Origin of the sequence: Flavobacterium chungbukense, assembly GCF_020805785.1 — a bacterium.
GTDB lineage: Bacteria > Bacteroidota > Bacteroidia > Flavobacteriales > Flavobacteriaceae > Flavobacterium > Flavobacterium chungbukense.
This window is the reverse complement of sequence record NZ_JAJGZV010000001.1, coordinates 734,713-752,912: the sequence shown is the minus strand read 5'-3', so window position 1 is coordinate 752,912 and position 18,200 is coordinate 734,713. Positions and strand designations below refer to the sequence as shown.

The 18,200-nt window shown below is 31.0% G+C and carries 18 protein-coding genes; 11 read left to right on the top strand and 7 right to left on the bottom strand.

From position 1 onward, the window contains the following. Nucleotides 1-146: 146 nt before the first annotated feature. Nucleotides 147-4,670, bottom strand: coding sequence for a translocation/assembly module TamB domain-containing protein (locus LL966_RS03185; RefSeq protein ID WP_229350120.1), 4,524 nt, complete (start codon nucleotides 4,668-4,670; stop codon nucleotides 147-149). A 192-nt stretch (nucleotides 4,671-4,862) separates the two neighbouring features. On the opposite strand from LL966_RS03185, the gene tsaD reads away from it, so the two are divergent. The 8 genes from tsaD (at nucleotide 4,863) to LL966_RS03145 (ending at nucleotide 12,288) form a co-directional block, all read left to right on the top strand. Next, nucleotides 4,863-5,885, top strand: a complete 1,023-nt coding sequence (gene tsaD, locus LL966_RS03180; RefSeq protein ID WP_229350118.1) for a tRNA (adenosine(37)-N6)-threonylcarbamoyltransferase complex transferase subunit TsaD — start codon at nucleotides 4,863-4,865, stop codon at nucleotides 5,883-5,885. Nucleotides 5,886-5,888: 3 nt separating this feature from the next. Then, entirely contained in the window at nucleotides 5,889-6,596 is a 708-nt protein-coding gene (locus tag LL966_RS03175) for a 16S rRNA (uracil(1498)-N(3))-methyltransferase (RefSeq protein WP_229350116.1), read from the top strand. Nucleotides 6,597-6,745: 149 nt separating this feature from the next. Next, nucleotides 6,746-7,384 (top strand): DUF4159 domain-containing protein, encoded by a 639-nt coding sequence (locus LL966_RS03170; RefSeq protein WP_229350114.1) that lies wholly within the window; start codon nucleotides 6,746-6,748, stop codon nucleotides 7,382-7,384. A 191-nt stretch (nucleotides 7,385-7,575) separates the two neighbouring features. Continuing rightward, nucleotides 7,576-8,073, top strand: a complete 498-nt coding sequence (locus LL966_RS03165; RefSeq protein ID WP_229350112.1) for a TrmH family RNA methyltransferase — start codon at nucleotides 7,576-7,578, stop codon at nucleotides 8,071-8,073. A 296-nt stretch (nucleotides 8,074-8,369) separates the two neighbouring features. After that, nucleotides 8,370-9,329, top strand: a complete 960-nt coding sequence (locus tag LL966_RS03160; protein ID WP_229350110.1) for a zinc metalloprotease — start codon at nucleotides 8,370-8,372, stop codon at nucleotides 9,327-9,329. Between the two features lie 107 nt (nucleotides 9,330-9,436). Further along, on the top strand, nucleotides 9,437-10,528 hold the full coding sequence (locus LL966_RS03155; RefSeq protein WP_229350108.1) for an AI-2E family transporter: 1,092 nt from the start codon (nucleotides 9,437-9,439) through the stop codon (nucleotides 10,526-10,528). 2 nt (nucleotides 10,529-10,530) lie between these two features. After that, a complete protein-coding gene (locus LL966_RS03150; RefSeq protein WP_229350106.1) occupies nucleotides 10,531-11,709 on the top strand; it encodes a class I SAM-dependent methyltransferase in 1,179 nt (392 codons plus the stop codon). Between the two features lie 3 nt (nucleotides 11,710-11,712). After that, a complete protein-coding gene (locus tag LL966_RS03145; protein WP_229350104.1) occupies nucleotides 11,713-12,288 on the top strand; it encodes a hypothetical protein in 576 nt (191 codons plus the stop codon). Here the strand turns inward: LL966_RS03145 and LL966_RS03140 are convergent. Next, nucleotides 12,285-12,932 carry a M15 family metallopeptidase gene (locus LL966_RS03140; protein WP_229350102.1) on the bottom strand — a complete coding sequence of 216 codons (648 nt, stop codon included), beginning with the start codon at nucleotides 12,930-12,932 and terminating at the stop codon, nucleotides 12,285-12,287. The two genes, LL966_RS03145 and LL966_RS03140, sit on opposite strands and share 4 nt — an antisense overlap. Before the next feature lie 205 nt (nucleotides 12,933-13,137). Here LL966_RS03140 and LL966_RS03135 point away from each other — a divergent pair, with 205 nt between their 5' ends. Next, nucleotides 13,138-13,653 carry a hypothetical protein gene (locus LL966_RS03135; protein ID WP_229350101.1) on the top strand — a complete coding sequence of 172 codons (516 nt, stop codon included), beginning with the start codon at nucleotides 13,138-13,140 and terminating at the stop codon, nucleotides 13,651-13,653. Nucleotides 13,654-13,734: 81 nt separating this feature from the next. Here the strand turns inward: LL966_RS03135 and LL966_RS03130 are convergent, their stop codons facing one another. Together LL966_RS03130 and LL966_RS03125 are read right to left on the bottom strand one after the other, a co-directional pair. Continuing rightward, entirely contained in the window at nucleotides 13,735-14,838 is a 1,104-nt protein-coding gene (locus LL966_RS03130; RefSeq protein ID WP_229350099.1) for a fatty acid desaturase family protein, read from the bottom strand. 167 nt (nucleotides 14,839-15,005) lie between these two features. Then, the gene (locus tag LL966_RS03125; RefSeq protein WP_229350097.1) at nucleotides 15,006-15,335 is read right to left on the bottom strand and encodes a helix-turn-helix domain-containing protein; all 330 of its coding nucleotides are present in this window, start codon (nucleotides 15,333-15,335) and stop codon (nucleotides 15,006-15,008) included. Between the two features lie 124 nt (nucleotides 15,336-15,459). Between LL966_RS03125 and LL966_RS03120 the strand changes: the two genes are divergently transcribed. Further along, the gene (locus LL966_RS03120) at nucleotides 15,460-15,729 is read left to right on the top strand and encodes a hypothetical protein (protein WP_229350095.1); all 270 of its coding nucleotides are present in this window, start codon (nucleotides 15,460-15,462) and stop codon (nucleotides 15,727-15,729) included. A 35-nt stretch (nucleotides 15,730-15,764) separates the two neighbouring features. Then, nucleotides 15,765-15,956: a hypothetical protein gene (locus LL966_RS03115; protein WP_229350093.1), complete on the top strand. Its 192-nt coding sequence runs from the start codon at nucleotides 15,765-15,767 to the stop codon at nucleotides 15,954-15,956. Nucleotides 15,957-15,962: 6 nt separating this feature from the next. Here the strand turns inward: LL966_RS03115 and LL966_RS03110 are convergent, their stop codons facing one another. From LL966_RS03110 to LL966_RS03100, 3 genes are all read right to left on the bottom strand, one after another. Continuing rightward, nucleotides 15,963-16,784, bottom strand: coding sequence for a phospholipase A (locus tag LL966_RS03110; RefSeq protein ID WP_229350091.1), 822 nt, complete (start codon nucleotides 16,782-16,784; stop codon nucleotides 15,963-15,965). Between the two features lie 148 nt (nucleotides 16,785-16,932). Beyond that, nucleotides 16,933-17,328, bottom strand: a complete 396-nt coding sequence (locus LL966_RS03105) for a hypothetical protein (RefSeq protein WP_229350089.1) — start codon at nucleotides 17,326-17,328, stop codon at nucleotides 16,933-16,935. Nucleotides 17,329-17,989: 661 nt separating this feature from the next. After that, nucleotides 17,990-18,193: a hypothetical protein gene (locus tag LL966_RS03100; RefSeq protein WP_223704429.1), complete on the bottom strand. Its 204-nt coding sequence runs from the start codon at nucleotides 18,191-18,193 to the stop codon at nucleotides 17,990-17,992. Nucleotides 18,194-18,200 lie beyond the last annotated feature (7 nt).

Sequence of the window (18,200 nt, the reverse complement as noted above, 5' to 3'; positions counted from 1 at the left end):
GTCAAAAATTAACAATACCCAAATGAAGTGTTATAAAATTAGAATTTTCCTCTCACATGAAAAATCCTTAAAGCGGGCCTAAATTTAGCACAAAAAAAACCATTATGAGAATAATGGTTTTATAAATGTCTATTTTTAACAAAGTGTTAATAATCGTTATCAGGAATTAAGCCTTGATTATTGCTTGGTTCTTCTTTTTTCTTCTTCTCCTCCTCTTTTTTCTTTTTCTCTTCCTCTTTCTCGGCTTTCTTTTTGTTTTTGTCCGATTCTTTCTTGCTTGTAAAATTCACATAATCGGGATTCAGATACGAATCTTGCAAATCATCTGAGGTTTTAGAAGCTCTTTCAATTTTATTCTTTTTAAACAGCTTATTTACAAGCTCGCTAAAAGTATCAAAATCTACTTCATAAGAAATACCAACACCTTGAGTGTAACCAATTCCCTGTCCTATATAATTAATATCATTTTCTTTATTGAACAATCTCAGATTCATTGTTCCATCTTCATTGACACGATATAAAATTTCGATATCTCCCACAATTGCCGATTCATTTACACCACCCACCGGAACTCCAAGTTTACCATTAATTGTAATTCGTTCATTAACCTGAGAAGAAATATTAGCCACAAATTGCCCATCAACCTCTTGTCCCATTCTTCTGTCGGCTGCAATATAATTTAAATCAATATTTACTTTATCATTATCTGATTTTATAATGCCTCCTAGCAAACTTGACGCTGTCTCCGTTAATGTTCCCGAAAAGTCACCCTGACTAAATCCGTCTGTACTCATAAACGAACCTGTTGACAACAAATACAATGCTTGTGTTTGACGAATATCTTTATCGTCTAACTTATACTGTATTTCTGATTTTAAAACATTACTAACCGATGGAAACTGAATATCAAAATTAGGCTCTGGACTTGCTAAATCTCCCCTTAATCCAATAACAACTTCCACAGGAACTTTTTTATTGAATGAAGAAGTATTATCTAAAAGCACTGCCGGATTGGCTTGGGTTTTATAAACTGCTTCTAAATTTAACTGAGCACGCATTGGGTTTCCTTCCCAGATGATTGAACCTCCTTTTTTAACCGCAAACTTTTTATCGATAAGTCCACCGTATTTGAAATTATAAGTTCCTTCGTATGCCTGGAAATCTCCCCACATATTAAACTTACCTAAAGTATTGATTTTAAACAAAAGAGATCCGTATCCTTTTCCTTTCATGCCGTGTCCAGAATTTCGATCCAGAATAACTTCTACTTCGGCGTCTGGCGTAATATCAAAATCAAATTCCAGTTCAAGTCCGTTATAGTTTTTTGTTTTTTCTTCAATTCCATTCGCTAGATTATATTTTTCCTGTGGCGTAACAAAATGAATCCAACTGCTTTCTCCAACACTTTGTACATTATTAATAGGTATCTTGACTTCAGTACCTTTTTCAGATTTAGCATCTACTTTTATAAATAAACCTTCAACAGGACCTCTAATGCTAGCCGATCCGTTTATGAATGCCGTTCCAAAATAAGCCGCATCATCGCTATCTTTAGTATCAAGAGCCAATAATCGTTTAGAAGTTATATTCAGATCCAGTTTCCAATCTCCAAAGTTTTTATGCTCAATACTACCATTCAGCAAACCTTTTGTACCGTATTTCGTATCGGTTAATTGATTATTTCTAAATAAAAACTTTTCATTCGTTAAATCAATTACGGTTCGGTCACTTAATTCATAATCTGTATTTAGATACGGAACTGTCATTCCGGCCTTTTCTACATACAAACGCCCATTGATTTCTGGTTTTTTCAAATTACCTACAACTGCTGCATTTCCAGAAACTGTACCTCTAATATTAGATAGCACATCTCCTCCAATCGTTCCTAAAGTTGCCAGATTGAATCCTTCTAATTTCAGACTCATATCCATGATTGTTTCTTTATTTTCTACAGCAAAAGTTCCGTTGGCTCTAAAAGATTCTGTAAAACCATTCTGTATAGACGAATTGACGGTAAACTTCCTGAAATTCTCATCTCCAGAAATATCAAAATTAAGCGTACCCAATTCTGTTTTATTCAGTACGAGATGATCAATTTTTATAGATGCGGTCGGCTGATAAACATTTTTATTCTGCTTATAATTGACGGTTCCATTTAAATTACCATTAAATACAAATTTGGAATTTAAAGGCGTAATCTTATTAATATCAACATCTTCAAAATTCAGCTCGAGATCCTTATAATCACTTCCTTTAATAACTCCATTCAAATCAATTTTCTGATTTTCATGCGACAAAACAATGTTGTCAAACGTAAAATTCTTAAAAAATTGATCAAAAACAATCTGGTTGTCTGGTCCGGCTTCTTCATTTAAATACCATATATAGTCTTTAAACTTCATTTCCGATTTTTTGATACCAACAATGTTATTTTTATTCTTATCAATGGTATGATATAAATCTAAATTGAAATAATCCTCACCTTTATTTCCTCCTTTAAATTCAGAACGAACGAAAAGTGTATCTTTTGAAGTAACATTAATTAAGTTAAAATCACGAATCTTATAATACGGCGTCTTAATACTATCCAATTCGACATAAGCATTATAAAGCGGATTTTTATTGTCTACGTTTACACGAATATTATCGAAGGTATTTTTAGCTGCCGTAATTTTTTTAGATCTAAATCTAAACTTGAATTCTTGAAGATCAGAATCAATTTTTCCTCTTACCACTGTAGAAGAATCAATATTAATTTCCGGATACAGCATCTCGACAACCTTATCATAAACACGGAAATTAAATCGTAAAAACTGTCCTTTTCTAACTTTATAGGGTTTATAATTGGTATACAAACTACCAACGGAATTCATTACCAGTTTATCTAATTGGTCAAATCTAAATTTACCAACTATTTTTCCATCCACAACATCATTAGAACTAATTGTAATAGTTCGTATTCTATCAGCATCAAAATTTGAATTAATATTTACTTCATCAAAAACGTATGTTGCTTTAGGGTTTTGATATTCTGTGTCTTTAATATAAATATTTCCTTGAAGATTTTCTATTGAATTTCCAGTCAATTGAACGTCAACATCTCCTTTAAAATTAGAAATAGAATCGCCTACAAACTTAAGTTTCCTTAAATCTGAATTTTCAACATTAATATGAAAATCATAACGATTCTCTTTTTTACTCAAATCAAGCAATCCATCAAAAGTTAAATTAAGATTCGGATCGTTTACGGCAATTTGCCCTTTATAATATGGAAGTTTAAAATTTCCGTTTACAACAATATTATTATAAGTATACTTATTGTAATCCAACTTAGAAATATCTCCTTTTATAATTGTATTTAAATATTTCTCTGTAAAACCGACACCCTCAACATCAAGATTCAAGCTTGTTTTGCCTACGTCTTTTCTAGCTAAAAGGGCTCCTACATTAAAATTATCCAAAACAATGTTTCCAGAATACGAAGCCTTATCAATAAAGTCCATATTATTCAGGTGAAGATCTACTTTTCCGTTTCCTAAATCGGTTGCCATTTTGAAATCAGTTTCCAAGGCAGTTGTAGAAACTTTAGCTTTTCCAACAATATTAAACTTCCCAATTCTTTTAAGTTCTTTTGGAAGTTTTTTGCCTAAAACTTCAGGAAGCAAAATCACTAAATCATCATAACTAGAAAGCAATTTATCAAACTTTCCGTCCATAAAAAATTTCTGAGTCTTACTGCCTAAAAGATTCTTGAAGTTTATAGTTCCATTAATTTTAGAACCGTTGGTGTCACTTAATCTTAATTTAGAAAGCGTTAAATCATTAAGTGGACCATTTAATTTAGTTTTTATTTTAAAGTGCTGATTTTTTCCTAATCCATCATAGAAATGACGAATATCGTTTGTAGCGATTGATGCTGAATCCAACACCACATTAAATCTCACTTTATCGGTAAAATTAAGAAAATCTTCTGGCTTATAATTTAAAACAGCGATACCGTAAATAGAAGATCTTTTTGTTTTAACAGCCAGATTTTCTACCTTAATTTGTTTTTTTGTATAACTAAATTTACCCGCAAAATTAGATACATACAAACCGCGATGATCCATAAAAGAAAATCTATGAATTGTCGTATTGACGTCTGGACCATAGAGCTTAAATTCGCTTATGTAAGCATTCAACTTGGTAAAATCTAAAAACTTAGGTGTTGCTTTATTTTCGTCAACAACCGAAAACCTTCCTTTTTCGATGTAGGCATTTTTAGCCGTTAACAGAAAATGTTTGGTCGATTTTTTCTTAGGCGTATTTTTAACTTCAAATGCTTTGATAAATTTATTGATGTTATTCTCATTTTCGCCTTTGTAAGTTTTCAGATTAAAGATTAAACCCGTCAGTCGCAAATCTCCAAAAATCAAATCACCATCAATTAATCGGCTGAGACTAGCTATATCGGTTGTAATGATATCAGAATAAATCAGAGTATTTTTATGATGATCTAAAATCATCACATTTTTTAACTTAACCCCTCCAAAAATATTAATCGCAGTTTTCTCTACACTAATATTAACTTTGAAATCCTCGTTTAAAGAATTGGTTATATAATTGGCAATCTGAGTCTGAACAACAGGTAAAGAAAGAGTGATAGCGAGTGCTAACAAAAGTAAAATCAACCCAATTAGGGTTCTAGATATTATTTTTTTTACTGTTTTGATAGCTCTTTTAATTTTAGTTTTCTTTTAAATTTATTTTGAACAGACAAAGAACGGCTGTTTTTGATAAAAATTCTTTAATTTTGGACACTGCTTAAATCAAAGAGATAATCATTTGATTTGTCAAATATAATTCAAAATTTGTGCCTTTATATGCAAAATCCAGAGGTTTTTATTCTAGCCATCGAAAGTTCATGCGATGATACTGCTGCCGCGGTTTTACATAACGACAAAGTATTGTCAAATGTTGTAGCCAATCAATTAATTCATAATCAATACGGCGGTGTGGTTCCTGAATTGGCTTCAAGAGCACACCAGCAGAATATTGTACCAGTTATAGATGCTGCACTTCGTAAAGCAAATGTACAAAAAGAACAGTTAAGCGCAATCGCATTTACACAAGGTCCTGGATTAATGGGCTCTTTATTGGTGGGAACTTCTTTCAGCAAATCATTATCATTAGCTTTAAAAATACCGTTAATTGCTGTAAATCACATGCATGCACATATTTTGGCTCATTTTATTGATGAAGAAGGTTATGATAAACCAGAATTCCCTTTTTTAGCTTTAACTATCAGCGGAGGACATACTCAAATTGTAAAAGTGAATAGTTTTTTTGATATGGAAATCATCGGAGAAACAACTGATGATGCTGTAGGTGAAGCATTTGACAAAAGCGCTAAAATTCTTGGACTGCCTTATCCAGGCGGACCTTTGATTGATAAATATGCGAAAGAAGGAAACCCAAAAGCCTTTACCTTTACTAAACCAAAAGTTCCTGGACTTGATTTCAGTTTTTCTGGATTAAAGACTGCTATTTTATATTTCATTCAAAAAAACAAACAAGCAAATCCAAATTTTATAGAGGAAAATTTAAATGATATTTGTGCATCCATTCAGCATACTATTATTGAAATTTTGATGGATAAAATTAAAATGGCTGTAAAAGAAACCGGAATCACGCAAATTGCAATTGGTGGCGGAGTTTCGGCAAATTCAGGAATTCGAAATACATTGAAAGAAACCGAAAGCAAATATGGCTGGAAAACTTTTATTCCGAAATTTGAATACACAACCGATAACGCCGCAATGATTGGAATTGTCGGTTATCAAAAATACTTATCAAATCGTTTTGAAACTTCGGCTGTCGTTTCTAAAGCAAGAATTCAATTTTAAATCATGCAGTTATTTTTTAATCCGGATATAGACGAAACAACTGAACGTTTTTCTTTTGATAAAGAGGAAAGCCGTCATATTATAAAGGTTTTACGCAAAAAAGATTCTGATATCTTACACGTAACAAATGGTTTTGGACTATTATTTGAAACCCAGATTACTTTAGCTTCTGATAACAAATGTATCGTTGAAGTACTATCGATTACCCACGCAGAAAAACCAAAATTTCATTTGCATTTGGCCGTTGCGCCAACCAAAATGAATGACCGTTTTGAATGGTTTCTTGAAAAAGCAACCGAAATTGGAATTCAGGAAATCACACCGATTTTCTGCGATCGTTCTGAACGCAAAGTAATTAACCGAGATCGTTTCGAGAAAATTATTTTGTCGGCAATGAAACAATGCAACGAGACTTTTCTTCCGAAATTAAATGAAGCTGTATCTTTTAAAGATTTTATTAAACAGCAGCAAAATGGCTTGCAGCTAATTGCACATTGCGAAGAAACAGATAAAAAATCTTTAAAAGAGGTTTTAAAACCAAATGAAGATGTTACCATTTTAATTGGTCCAGAAGGAGATTTTTCTGAAAAAGAAATCGTCTTGGCATTAGAAAATAATTACAAGCCCGTAACTTTAGGAAATACTCGTTTAAGAACAGAAACAGCTGCTGTTGTGGCTTGTCACAGTGTTGTTTTTTTTAATGAGGTTTAATTATCCCCTCAATCTTGTCATTTCGACGAAGGAGAAATCTTCGTTAGAAGCTCGACAAAGATTGGCAACTTACTTTACGGAGTTACTTGCGAAGATTTCTCCTTCGTCCAAATGACAAAAAATGCGAAAACAAGATATTTAAAACTTACATGAAAAAAATATTTTATCTATTATTACTAGTTTCTGTTTCTTCGTTTTCACAAGAAATTGCTTTACTAAAGTACAGCGGCGGCGGTGACTGGTATGCAAATCCGACTTCTTTACCGAATTTGATTGCTTTTTGTAATGCCAACATCAATACACGAATTAAAAGTAAACCTTCAACTGTAGAACCAAGTAATCCCGATTTATTTTCATATCCTTTTGTTCACATGACCGGACATGGAAATGTTGTCTTTAGTGATGCAGATATTACCAATTTAAGAAATTACTTAACAGGAGGCGGTTTTCTTCACATCGATGATAATTACGGAATGGATCAATTTATTAGAAAAGAAATCAAAAAGATCTTTCCAAATAATAATTTGGTTGAAATTGCGGCAAATCATCCTATTTTTCAAAAACCTTTTCCTTTTCCAAACGGATTGCCTAAAATTCACGAACATGACGGAACCCGTCCGCAGGCATTTGGCATTTTCATCGACAATAAACTGGTTTTACTTTATACTTATGAATGCGATTTAGGTGACGGCTGGGAAGATGCAGAAGTTCATAACGATCCTGCAAACGTAAGAGACAAAGCGCTTAAAATGGGCGCAAATATCATCAATTATATATTTACTAATTAGTGACTAGTTATTAGTGACTAGTTATTAGTGACTAGTTATTAGTGACTAGTTATTAGTGACTAGTTATTAGTGATTAATAACTAGTAATTCATGAAATTAAAAAAGAAAAATTATTTAGATTCTGACTCACCACTATTTAGTAATAACTAATAACTAATTACTAATAACTAATTACTTTTCACCAACAAAAAATGCAGCTTACTCACGAAGAAAATCAATTTGAAAGAAAAACGTTTCCTATTACTTTAGTATGCGATCATATTTACTTTCAGCAGAACATTGGTTCTTTATTTAGAATTTCTGAAGCTTTTGGAGTTGAAAATATTATATTTTTTGGAAAAGACATTCCGCTAACACCTCGTAAAATCAATAAAACTTCTCGAAGCACGCATCTTCATGTTGCTCATTCTGTTATTGAAGAATTTGCCGAACTTCAATCTTTTCTTTTAACTAATGATTTTGAAATTATTTCGTTAGAAATAGCGTCGAACAGCAAACCTTTGAAAGAAGTTACTGTTCCAAAAGATAAAAAAATCGCTCTTTTAATTGGAAGTGAAATTAGTGGAATTTCAGACGATCTTCTACAACTTTCTCATCAAATTGTCCATATCAATATGTTTGGAAAAAACAGCAGTATGAATGTTGTACAAGCTGCCAGTATTGCTCTCTACGAAATTACTTCTTTATAAAAACGGAGCTTTAAAGGCTTTCTTTTGAGGATTACCTTTAGATCTTCTATTTTTTTTTACTTCAAATTACCGTCAAAATACAAATAAGTACGACGAAATACACAAATAAAATAAAAAACAAAGTAAAATCTTATTAATATTTTTATTCGTGATTTTGTAAGAACCAGTATTTGTAAGGGATTGTAAAAATTCTCACAAAATTTGTGTTATAAAATTTTTCTGTAATTCTATTTTGTTATAAAATTGTGTAAATATTTAACCAAACAATGTTTTTATAACAAAAAATCCAAATTATTATGAAAAAAGTTATTATTACAACATTTGCAGCTCTAATGCTGTTTGCTTGTCAAAACGAGCAATCTGAATCAACTAATTCAGAATCTATGGCAGCTTCTCGACGCGGATGTGCGACTCAAGAAGTTTTAGAAGCACAACTTAAAGCTGATCCAATGTTGGCGATTAAAATGAACGAAATTGAAGCCTTTACAGCTAAACATTCAGTTGGTAATTTTACAGGCCGTTTAGTAAATGGTAAAATTGAAATTCCTGTTGTGGTCAACGTTCTTTACAGAACATCGGCTCAAAACATTTCAGATGCACAAATCCAATCACAAATTGATGTCTTAAACAAAGATTTTAATGCCCTTAATTCTGATTATAATAATGTTCCAGCATTATTTTCTGGAGTTAAGGCTAATGTCGGAATCACTTTTGTGCTTGATCAGATTATTAGAAAATCGACTACCAAATCTTCTTGGGGAACAAATGACGCCATGAAAAAAACAGCTCAAGGCGGAATTGCTCCTACTTCTCCGACAACTAAATTAAACATTTGGACGTGTACTATTGGTGGCGGAATTTTAGGTTATGCTCAATTTCCTGGTGGTGCTTCTTCTACTGATGGAGTAGTTATTGATCCTCGTTATTTTGGATTATCCGGCACAGCAAATGCTCCATTCAATTTAGGAAGAACAGCAACTCACGAGGTAGGTCACTGGATGAATTTACGACATATTTGGGGAGATGCAACTTGCGGAAGCGATCTTGTAGCAGACACACCAACTCATAACGAAGAAAATTATGGAGTTCCTGCTTATCCACATTACAGCACGTGTTCTGGAACACCAGTAGAAATGACAATGAACTACATGGATTATGTTGATGATAAAGCGATGTACATGTTTTCAACAGGACAAAAAAACAGAATTGCAGCAATATTTACTTCTGGAGGAGCAAGAGCTTCATTTGCACAGTAATTGCTAACAAAATAAAGCTTAAAGCGAGATGTAATACGTCTCGCTTTTTTTATTTACACCCTATTTTTAAAATGCTTTTTCCTATATTTATAGTCTAAATTTTAAACATGATTACATCAAAAACTATTTCGAACGGAATTTTAAGGGCTTTAGCAACTATCTTAATAATTGGGATCGTTTTATATTTTTTATATGAAATTCAAACCGTAATCGTTTATCTCTGCATTTCTTTACTATTGTGTTTGATTGCAAATCCGTTGATTTTGTTCTTAAAAAACAAATTGAAATTTGGTAATTCGATGGCTGCCACAACCACAATTATTCTATTTATTTTTCTAATTGTTGGTTTTATTTTACTTTTTGTTCCTTTAATCATTTCTCAGGCAAACAATTTAGCATTATTGGACACAGCTCATCTTCAGACTAAATTTATGGAAACAGAAAAACATCTTGAAGAATATTTTAATATTCAGCATATTGATCTAAATAAAGTAATTAAAGATTCTAAACTTACTTCAGTATTAGATTTTAGTTATTTTACAGGATTTATAAATTCGATAATCAATTTTATGGCTGATATGGGAATGGGATTAGTATCGGTATTTTTTATTACTTTTTTCTTTATCAAAGATCAGGATATATTTAAAGATCAAGCCAGAAGAATACTTCCAGACTCAAACGAAGACAAAATCATAAATTCAATTACCAAAATAAATCATCTCCTAACTCGATATTTTATCGGCTTGCTATTGCAGCTGATTGTCGTTTTTATTCTCTATCTAATTGTATTATTAATTTTTGGAAATAAAAACGCGTTTGTTATCGCTTTTTTATGTGCAATCTTAAATATCATACCCTATTTGGGTCCAATTATCGGAACAACTTTGGCCGGAATTCTGACCATGATAAGCATGATTGGACAAGATTTTCAATCCGAAATTCTTCCAACAACCATTTATGTGATTATTGGATTTTTAGTAGTTCAGGCAATTGACAATAACGTAAGTCAGCCGATAATTTCGTCAAAAAGTGTAAATTCGCACCCGTTAGAAATATTCTTGATTATCTTAATTAGTGGTATTACGTTTGGAATTGTTGGAATGATTATCGCGGTTCCAGCTTTTACAATGATCAAAGTAATTTTGAAAGAGTTTTTTCCTAACAATAAAATTGTCTCTGTATTAACCGAAAGAATTTAGTTTTGAATAACTCCATTTTGCATCCAGCCATTCAGGAATTTATAATCCAAAATACTGGTGCAGATCTTACGAAATTAGCGCTCCAAAAAAATCCTTTTCCAGAAGTGGAATGGATATCGATATTAAACCAAATTGAAGCTAGGGCAAAAGCCAAAGAAAAACTTCCAACTTGGTTTGCGGCTTCAGATATTATTTATCCCAGTAAAGTTTCGGTAGAGCAAACCTCTTCAGAGAAAACAGCTTTCTATAAAGCCTCTTTGATTTCTGGTGACAATTTAATTGATCTTACAGGAGGTTTTGGTGTAGATGATTATTATTTTTCTAAGAAATTTAAATCGGTTATACATTGCGAAATAAACGAAGAATTATCTCCGATTGTCGCACATAATTTTGAACAATTAAAAGTAGAGAATTGTACTTTTTTTCAAGGTGATTCTATTCATTTATTAGAAAAAGAAAATAAAAAGTTTGATTGGATTTATATTGATCCATCTAGAAGAAATGATGCCAAGGGAAAAGTTTTTATGCTGAAAGACTGCCTTCCAAATGTACCTGAACTTCTTGATTTTTATTTTGAAAAGTCAGATTCTATTTTAATTAAAACAGCTCCATTGCTAGACATTTCTGCTGGATTATCAGAATTAAAAAATGTCAAAAACATTCATATTATCGCACTTGAAAATGAAGTAAAAGAGCTTCTTTTCGAAATTCATAAAAATTATTCTGGCGAAATCACTTTAAAAACAGCAAATATTTTAAAAGACAGAACAGAGGTTTTTGAATTTATTTTAGGCGAAGAAACATTTCCAATCTACGACCTTCCTCAGAAATATCTCTACGAGCCAAATGCTGCAATCATGAAATCTGGAGGTTTTGATGAAGTGAGCGCTTTTTTTAAAATTGACAAACTGCACAAACATTCGCATTTGTATACTTCTGATAATTTAATCGATTTTCCAGGAAGAAAATTCGAAATTCAAAAAGTCATTTCATACAATAAAAATGAGATGAAAAATGAGATCTTAAATAAACAGGCTAATATTACGACTCGCAATTTTCCAGAAACGGTAGAAAACATTCGAAAAAAGTGGAAAATAAAAAATGGAGGGAATTTGTATTGTTTTTTTACAACAGATGTAAAAGATAACAAAATAGTTTTAATTTGCACCAAAATAATCTAAACAATGAAACAACTAATTACGCTAACATTTTTTTTATTAACCTTTACCGCATTTTCCCAAAAACAAAAACCATGTGAATACAGTGTAAATGTAAATGACTCGATTGGATCTTATAAAGTGACAAACGAATACTTAATGAGCGAAAAATATTTTGGAGGAAACTTTGATTACATTTTCTTTTCGCTGGCACAAACAGATGGTCTGCCAACATTAAATTTACAGCTTATTCAGAAAAGTAAAGATTTTATCAAAGCCAATTGTTTTGATAAAAATTCGAAAATCTTTCTTCAATTAGAAAACGGAAAAATTGTTACGTTAATGCACATCAATCAAGAAAGCTGTGGTACATTAGTACGTGACGATAAAGGTTTTGACAATCGAGTAAATACAGGAATTTTTATGTTTATGAAAGATAACTTCGAAGAGCTTAAAAAATCTCCAATTTCAATTATGCGAATAAAATATCTTACGAACGTAGAAGATTACATTGTGAAACGTGAGCTTACTTCTGAATTAACAGGCAAAGTCACCAATCCGAATACTTATTTTATGGAAAACATAAGATGTGTTGAAAATTAATCGCATTTCCATTTTTCATTGGCAACTTTATCCTTTAAACCTGTTTTTAAATTATAATGCCACCATTCAGAATCAAATGAATTAAAACCATTTTTGATCATTGTATCTTTTAGGTAAGCTCTTTTAGAAAGAATTTTTTTAGAAAGCTGCTTGAAATTATGACTTGCCTGAATTCCGAAAAAATCAAAAGAAGTTCCCATATCTACTTCTTTTCCAGTTATATCAACTAAAGAAATATCAACGGCTCCTCCTCTATTGTGGATGGAGCCTTTTTTAGGATCTGCCACATATTCTGGGTTTGATACAATTTCCCACATCTTTTTCTGAATATCTAAAGGTCTGTAACAATCATATAACTTAATTCTGTATCCTTTTTTCAGAAAATCATTATTAGCTGAAATTAATGCTTTTACTGTCTTTAAACGCAGCATACATTCCGCACAATCGTAAACTTTTGCTTTAAGAAAATTATCTTCTGTTGCGTATTTCATATCATAAATAAAATCATTGCTGTAGTCTCTTAAATTTACAAAAGTTGTATCAGAAATCTGTTCAGAAGATTCGCTTGTGTATGCTTCATTCTGAGCGTTTAATGAAGAAACAAAAAAAAGAGAGAGCACCAGAAATTTTGAAAAACAGTTCATTGTAATTTAATTTTAGAAAAATTGAAGTTAATCAAAAAAACTTAAAACTTCTATTTTATATTTTCTTCTTTATTCTGAAATTTGAGAGTATTAATGCCAAAACGTCTTATAATCCTTTCAAAACAAACAATATTTTAATATCTTTATAAAGATTAGAGTATTAAGATTTTATAATTTAATTTATTAATTCTAAAAATCAGTTGGTATGAATTTCAAAATCAAAATTATCACTGTAGTTCTATTTAGCAGTTTTATGTTCTTTTCATGCAAAAAAAAAATTATAAAAAGTGTTCCCACTACCGATTCTACTTCTATAAAAACCGAAGCTTTAAAAGCAGACAGCTCTGTTATAAATCCTGCCGATTCCTTATATACTTTAGTTGATAAAAGCGTCATTGGAACGCAATTTTTAACCAAAAGCAGCTTAGCTCCGCGATTAAAAAAATTATTGGGTGCAGAATATGATGAAATGGTAAAAAACTGGAATACAGAAACGCCTTTTGCTAAACAAGAAAATATATTACACGCCTGGGGCTGCAAACAGCACGACTGCAACACCTATTCTTACGATCTTTTTATTGACGTTAAAAACAATAAAATCAATGTCTACAAATTTGCCGAATCTAAACTAACTGTCTTTAAAGAAGATAATTTTGAAATTGAAATTAAAGATGGATTTTTAAAAGATTTGAATATTAAGAAAGACGATATTAAAAAGTAATTGATAATTGATAATTGTTAATTGTTAATTGTTAATTGTTAATTGATAATTGATAATTGTTAATTGATAATTGTTAATTGTTTAAATCTCTCCTGTCATTAGAATGTTTTCTTTTACGCCTTTGTTTTTCAGCATTCTAAAATGAGATCGAACGGCATGATAAAATGGATATGACGTATAAGGCAAATTATATTCTTTGGCATAACGTCTAATTATAGGCGTAATATAAGGGTAATACGTATGCCCAACTCCTGGAAAAAGATGGTGTGCGACATGATGTGTAAATCCGCCGTATAAAAAATTAGCCAATTTACTTTCTGTACTAAAATCCTTTGTCACAATCATTTGATGCATTGCCCAAGTTGCAGAAAGATTTCCTTCTTCGTCTGTATTAGGGAAATTTGCATCTTCGTCTACATGAGTCGAAACAAGCGCCACGACCCCAATTGCACTGCCAAACATATGCAGACTAAGCCAAGCCAAAAGAACGTTATACCAAGGCTGATTTAAATATAGCATTGGGACAAAAAGCAGATAAACCAGATTTATAATCTTTGCAGCAAATAAGCGATACACTTCCTTTCGTGGAATTTGATCTACCACCTTTTTCACATAATTGTCTTTCTTTCCGAAAAAGTCTTTAAAATCGCGAATGTAAATCCAATTTAGACTATAAAATGGATAAATAAACCACATGTAAATATGCTGGTATTTATGATAATCAAATAAAGGACTATTTGGAAAAATTCTAATAATATTACTTTGTTTAATGTCAATATCCCAATCTGGTACATTTGGATAAGCATGATGCAGACCAATATGTCTTCTCATCCAAAGCCAATGATTGCTGCCAAAGAGTTCCAAAACATATAAAAACCATTGATTATGTTTTGGTTTCTTAAAAAGAGCTCCATGGGCGGCATCATGAAATGCATTTATAAAAAGTACAATCATAGTCGCTCCAGACAAAATGTAAAAAAGAAAAAGTAAGAAAGTCTGGTTGCCAAAAATTAAAATACAGGCATAAAACAAAAAGAAAGCCACAAGAAGTCCTAAAGACTTTACAACATTCAAGACGTACAAAGATGATTTTTTTAAGATCGTTTCATTAACTTCTAAACGCATCTTTTTAAAAAAATCATCGTTTCCGGCTTTAAGGTAAACCGGTCGTTTTAATTTTTCCATAGGGTTAGAGATAGAAATTATTTAACCCAAATTTAATAAAAAAAAGCTTAAAATATTAACGTTCACAGATTTAACAAAACATGAATTAAGCAAAAAGCCACTCTTAGAGCAGCTTTTGTGAATCATTAATTGGTAAGTTTGTTTGATGTTTTTGGAAAACTGATTAATTATTCCCCAAATTTCTGTTCTTCCAAGCGCAATCGAATACTGTGAATACGACCTTCAATTTCTTCTAAATCATTCAGAATGTTTCTTTTTTCATATACTGCGCCAGCTTCATTAACCATATTTTGCCCTTTTTCTGGAGCAAAAAGATCATTTAAATCTACATCGGGAAAATTTTTACTTAAACTAATAATAAATTCTGAACCAATATTAGCTGTACCGTGTAAATATCTTCCAATCATTGCTGGGCTAAATCCTAAAATTGCCCCTACCTCTTTTTGCTTTAATCCTTTAGCTTTAAAGAATTTGCTTAGTTTTTCGTTGTACATCATCATTTAAATTCAATAAAAAATGTATTGATAATATATTTTTTAACATAATAAAGCACATGATAATATAATATTATTCCTACATTTACATTGAATATGGAAATATTAAGTTATAAAATGCAAATATATGTCAAAATTAATCAATAACCGTAATTTTAAAGAAGATAATTCTCACAATCAAAAAGCTTATGAATTTATTAACAAGCATTTACCTGCTACGTATGTAGACCTAACTTTAAACCGTATTGTTGAAAAAGGACACATTGCTCCCTCTAAAGCACTCATTAGAAATGTGAGAAATAGAACCATTCTTAGAAATGATATTTTACTTGCTTTAGTTGAAGTTGCAAATGAAAACAAACAAGCTATCGAGAAAATCAATCTTTTGATTTCTTAGTTTACTTTTCATCATTATAATTAATTTCAAATAACATGACCAATCAAATCACTACAGAGTTGAAAGAAAAATTTCCTGATAAAGAAAAGGATCTACATTTTAAGAAACCAACTGCAACGACTATTTCAGATTCTATTTATTTGTACGGAATGACCATTGAACAATATCGAGAAGGAAAAGAAATTCATTCGAAATTTATTGACCAGCTTCAGCAATTGATAAATTAAAGGAGTTTAGAAAATCCCCATACCTTCCGGTTTAATTGTAAATCCGAGACGAATCATACTTTTATGTTCCTGATAATCAATCAAACTTTCTGTATATCCTACAAACCATTGTAAGGTTACATAATAATTTTCGCTTTTGTAAGGTCTCCAGTTTAATTGTGTCTGAAGTGATCCATAATTAATTAGTCCGCTTCCTTTTCTAAAAAGAAGATCCGCACTCCATCTTCCTGGCTGTATTTGATAGGTTGCACTTGCTTCACCATAACCAACATATTTGGTTAATCCAGGATTATCTTCTTTATCTACTAAAGGAATCCAACCTCTGATTCCAACTGTCCATCTTGGAGAAACTTGCGATTTTAATGAAAATGCAAGCATATTCCAAGTTCTGGAATAAATGGAGTCTCTTCCGTTTGATTCGTGTTCAAAAGAAATTGCTCCATAAGTAAGTCTTCCGCCTTTGAGATAAAACGGACGCACCATTGCAACCCCTGGATTAAAATTGATTTCTGAAAAAGGTTTAGAACTCGCATAAATATCCCAGAAAGCTTTCTGTGTATACATTAAATAAGGAAAAAAGCCACCCAAAATTGGCTTTGAGTTCAATCGAAGCTTAAAACTAACTTGGTATTTAACATCGGCAGAATTGCGGGTAATGGGTTCATTTATGGGTACACCTGTCAAAAAATAATTATCTCGGTGAACAGAAAAACTATTTTCTTTTAGCAATGAATCTGCGGCTCTAAAGTTTTTTTTCTCTTCTACAATTTGTGAATTGGATTGTATTGAATATAAAATAAGGAAAATTAATATCGATTTAAAATGCATTCTTACTTGTGATTTAGGGTTTTATTTTAAGCCTTTTACACTAAGTTACGGTATTTAGTAGTTAATAAAAAATATACTTTAAAAAAAAAGACCACTCAATCGAGTGGTCTTTTCTACTTTATACAAGAAGTTTTCTTTATTAAATTATTTACATCATAAAAAATAATGCTCTTTGCAAAACTTCGAGTTGTTTTTGCTGCATCTGTGATTTTCCAAAAGTTTTATTGGAAATTTTCGGAATTAAACTAGAAGATTTGAAATAGGTTCTTAAATCCTGAAAAATTTCTGTTTTACTCTTTGAAGCATCAATCAAAATTAAATCTTTGATTTCTTCAATCATAGACAAGCTATTATACAAATGTTTACTAAATAAACAAACCATGAAATTGTTATTTATTCCTTCTAATTCAAAGAAATCCAATAGTTCAGAATATTCATAAACTACAAACACAGAATGATCATAAGAATTTGACTTTTTTTCATTTTCTAACAAAAACGAATCCTCAGAAAATTCAAATTCATCTTTAAATTTTCTTTTGAACATTTTTAAAAAAATCCCCTTATTATCTCGAACCAGAACTCTCTCTTTATTGACCATCTCTTAAAACAAATTATATTTTAATGACATACATACCCCGTTTTATGTTCCGTTATAGTATTTATACCGAAACTTTTATTATACATAAAGCAAAGCTTTCGCTCTTGAAAAAAAGCGAAGGCTATAGTAATCTTAGTCTGAAATTTTACTAGAATACTGTAAAAAATCAAACGAATAGATTTCTATTAAAAATACCAAACACAAAAGGGGCTATTATTTATCGCAAAAAAGGGACTCTTATTAAATATTATCATATAAGAGTGATTTGGCAACGTATAACAAGGAAAGAGTCTACAAAAAGAATTGCTAAGCAATTAATAAGAGACTAAAAATGGAAGATTTAGGAGAGCATTTTAACATATGGCGACAACTTTGTACTACGACTAAATCTAAAAGGGATAAGCCCGATATTTTTCGAGCTAATTCCTTTTAGATTTAATCATAAAATCGTCTAAACTTTTGCCAGCATTTTATTTTTACCCGATATCAAAAACAAGTAAAAAATTCAAAAAGTAAATATTTTTTATTTCACTTCACTAAAAAGCACACTTAATTGATTTAACGTAATCTATAAGAGTACAAAGGAAAAATCTAAATATAAACAGTCTTAAACGCCAACGTTGTAATTTTGAGTTTCAGATGGACTCAAAGTTTTAATTTTTTTGATTTTGTCATTCAATTTTAAAATTCGATCCAATTGTTTTTGTTGGATAGTGTACTTAGTATAATATTTATACCATTCTTTTCCGATAAAAAAGGTTGTAACAGAAACTCCTGTAAGTAAACCGATTAAGTAATTAGTTATGTCCATGATTCTA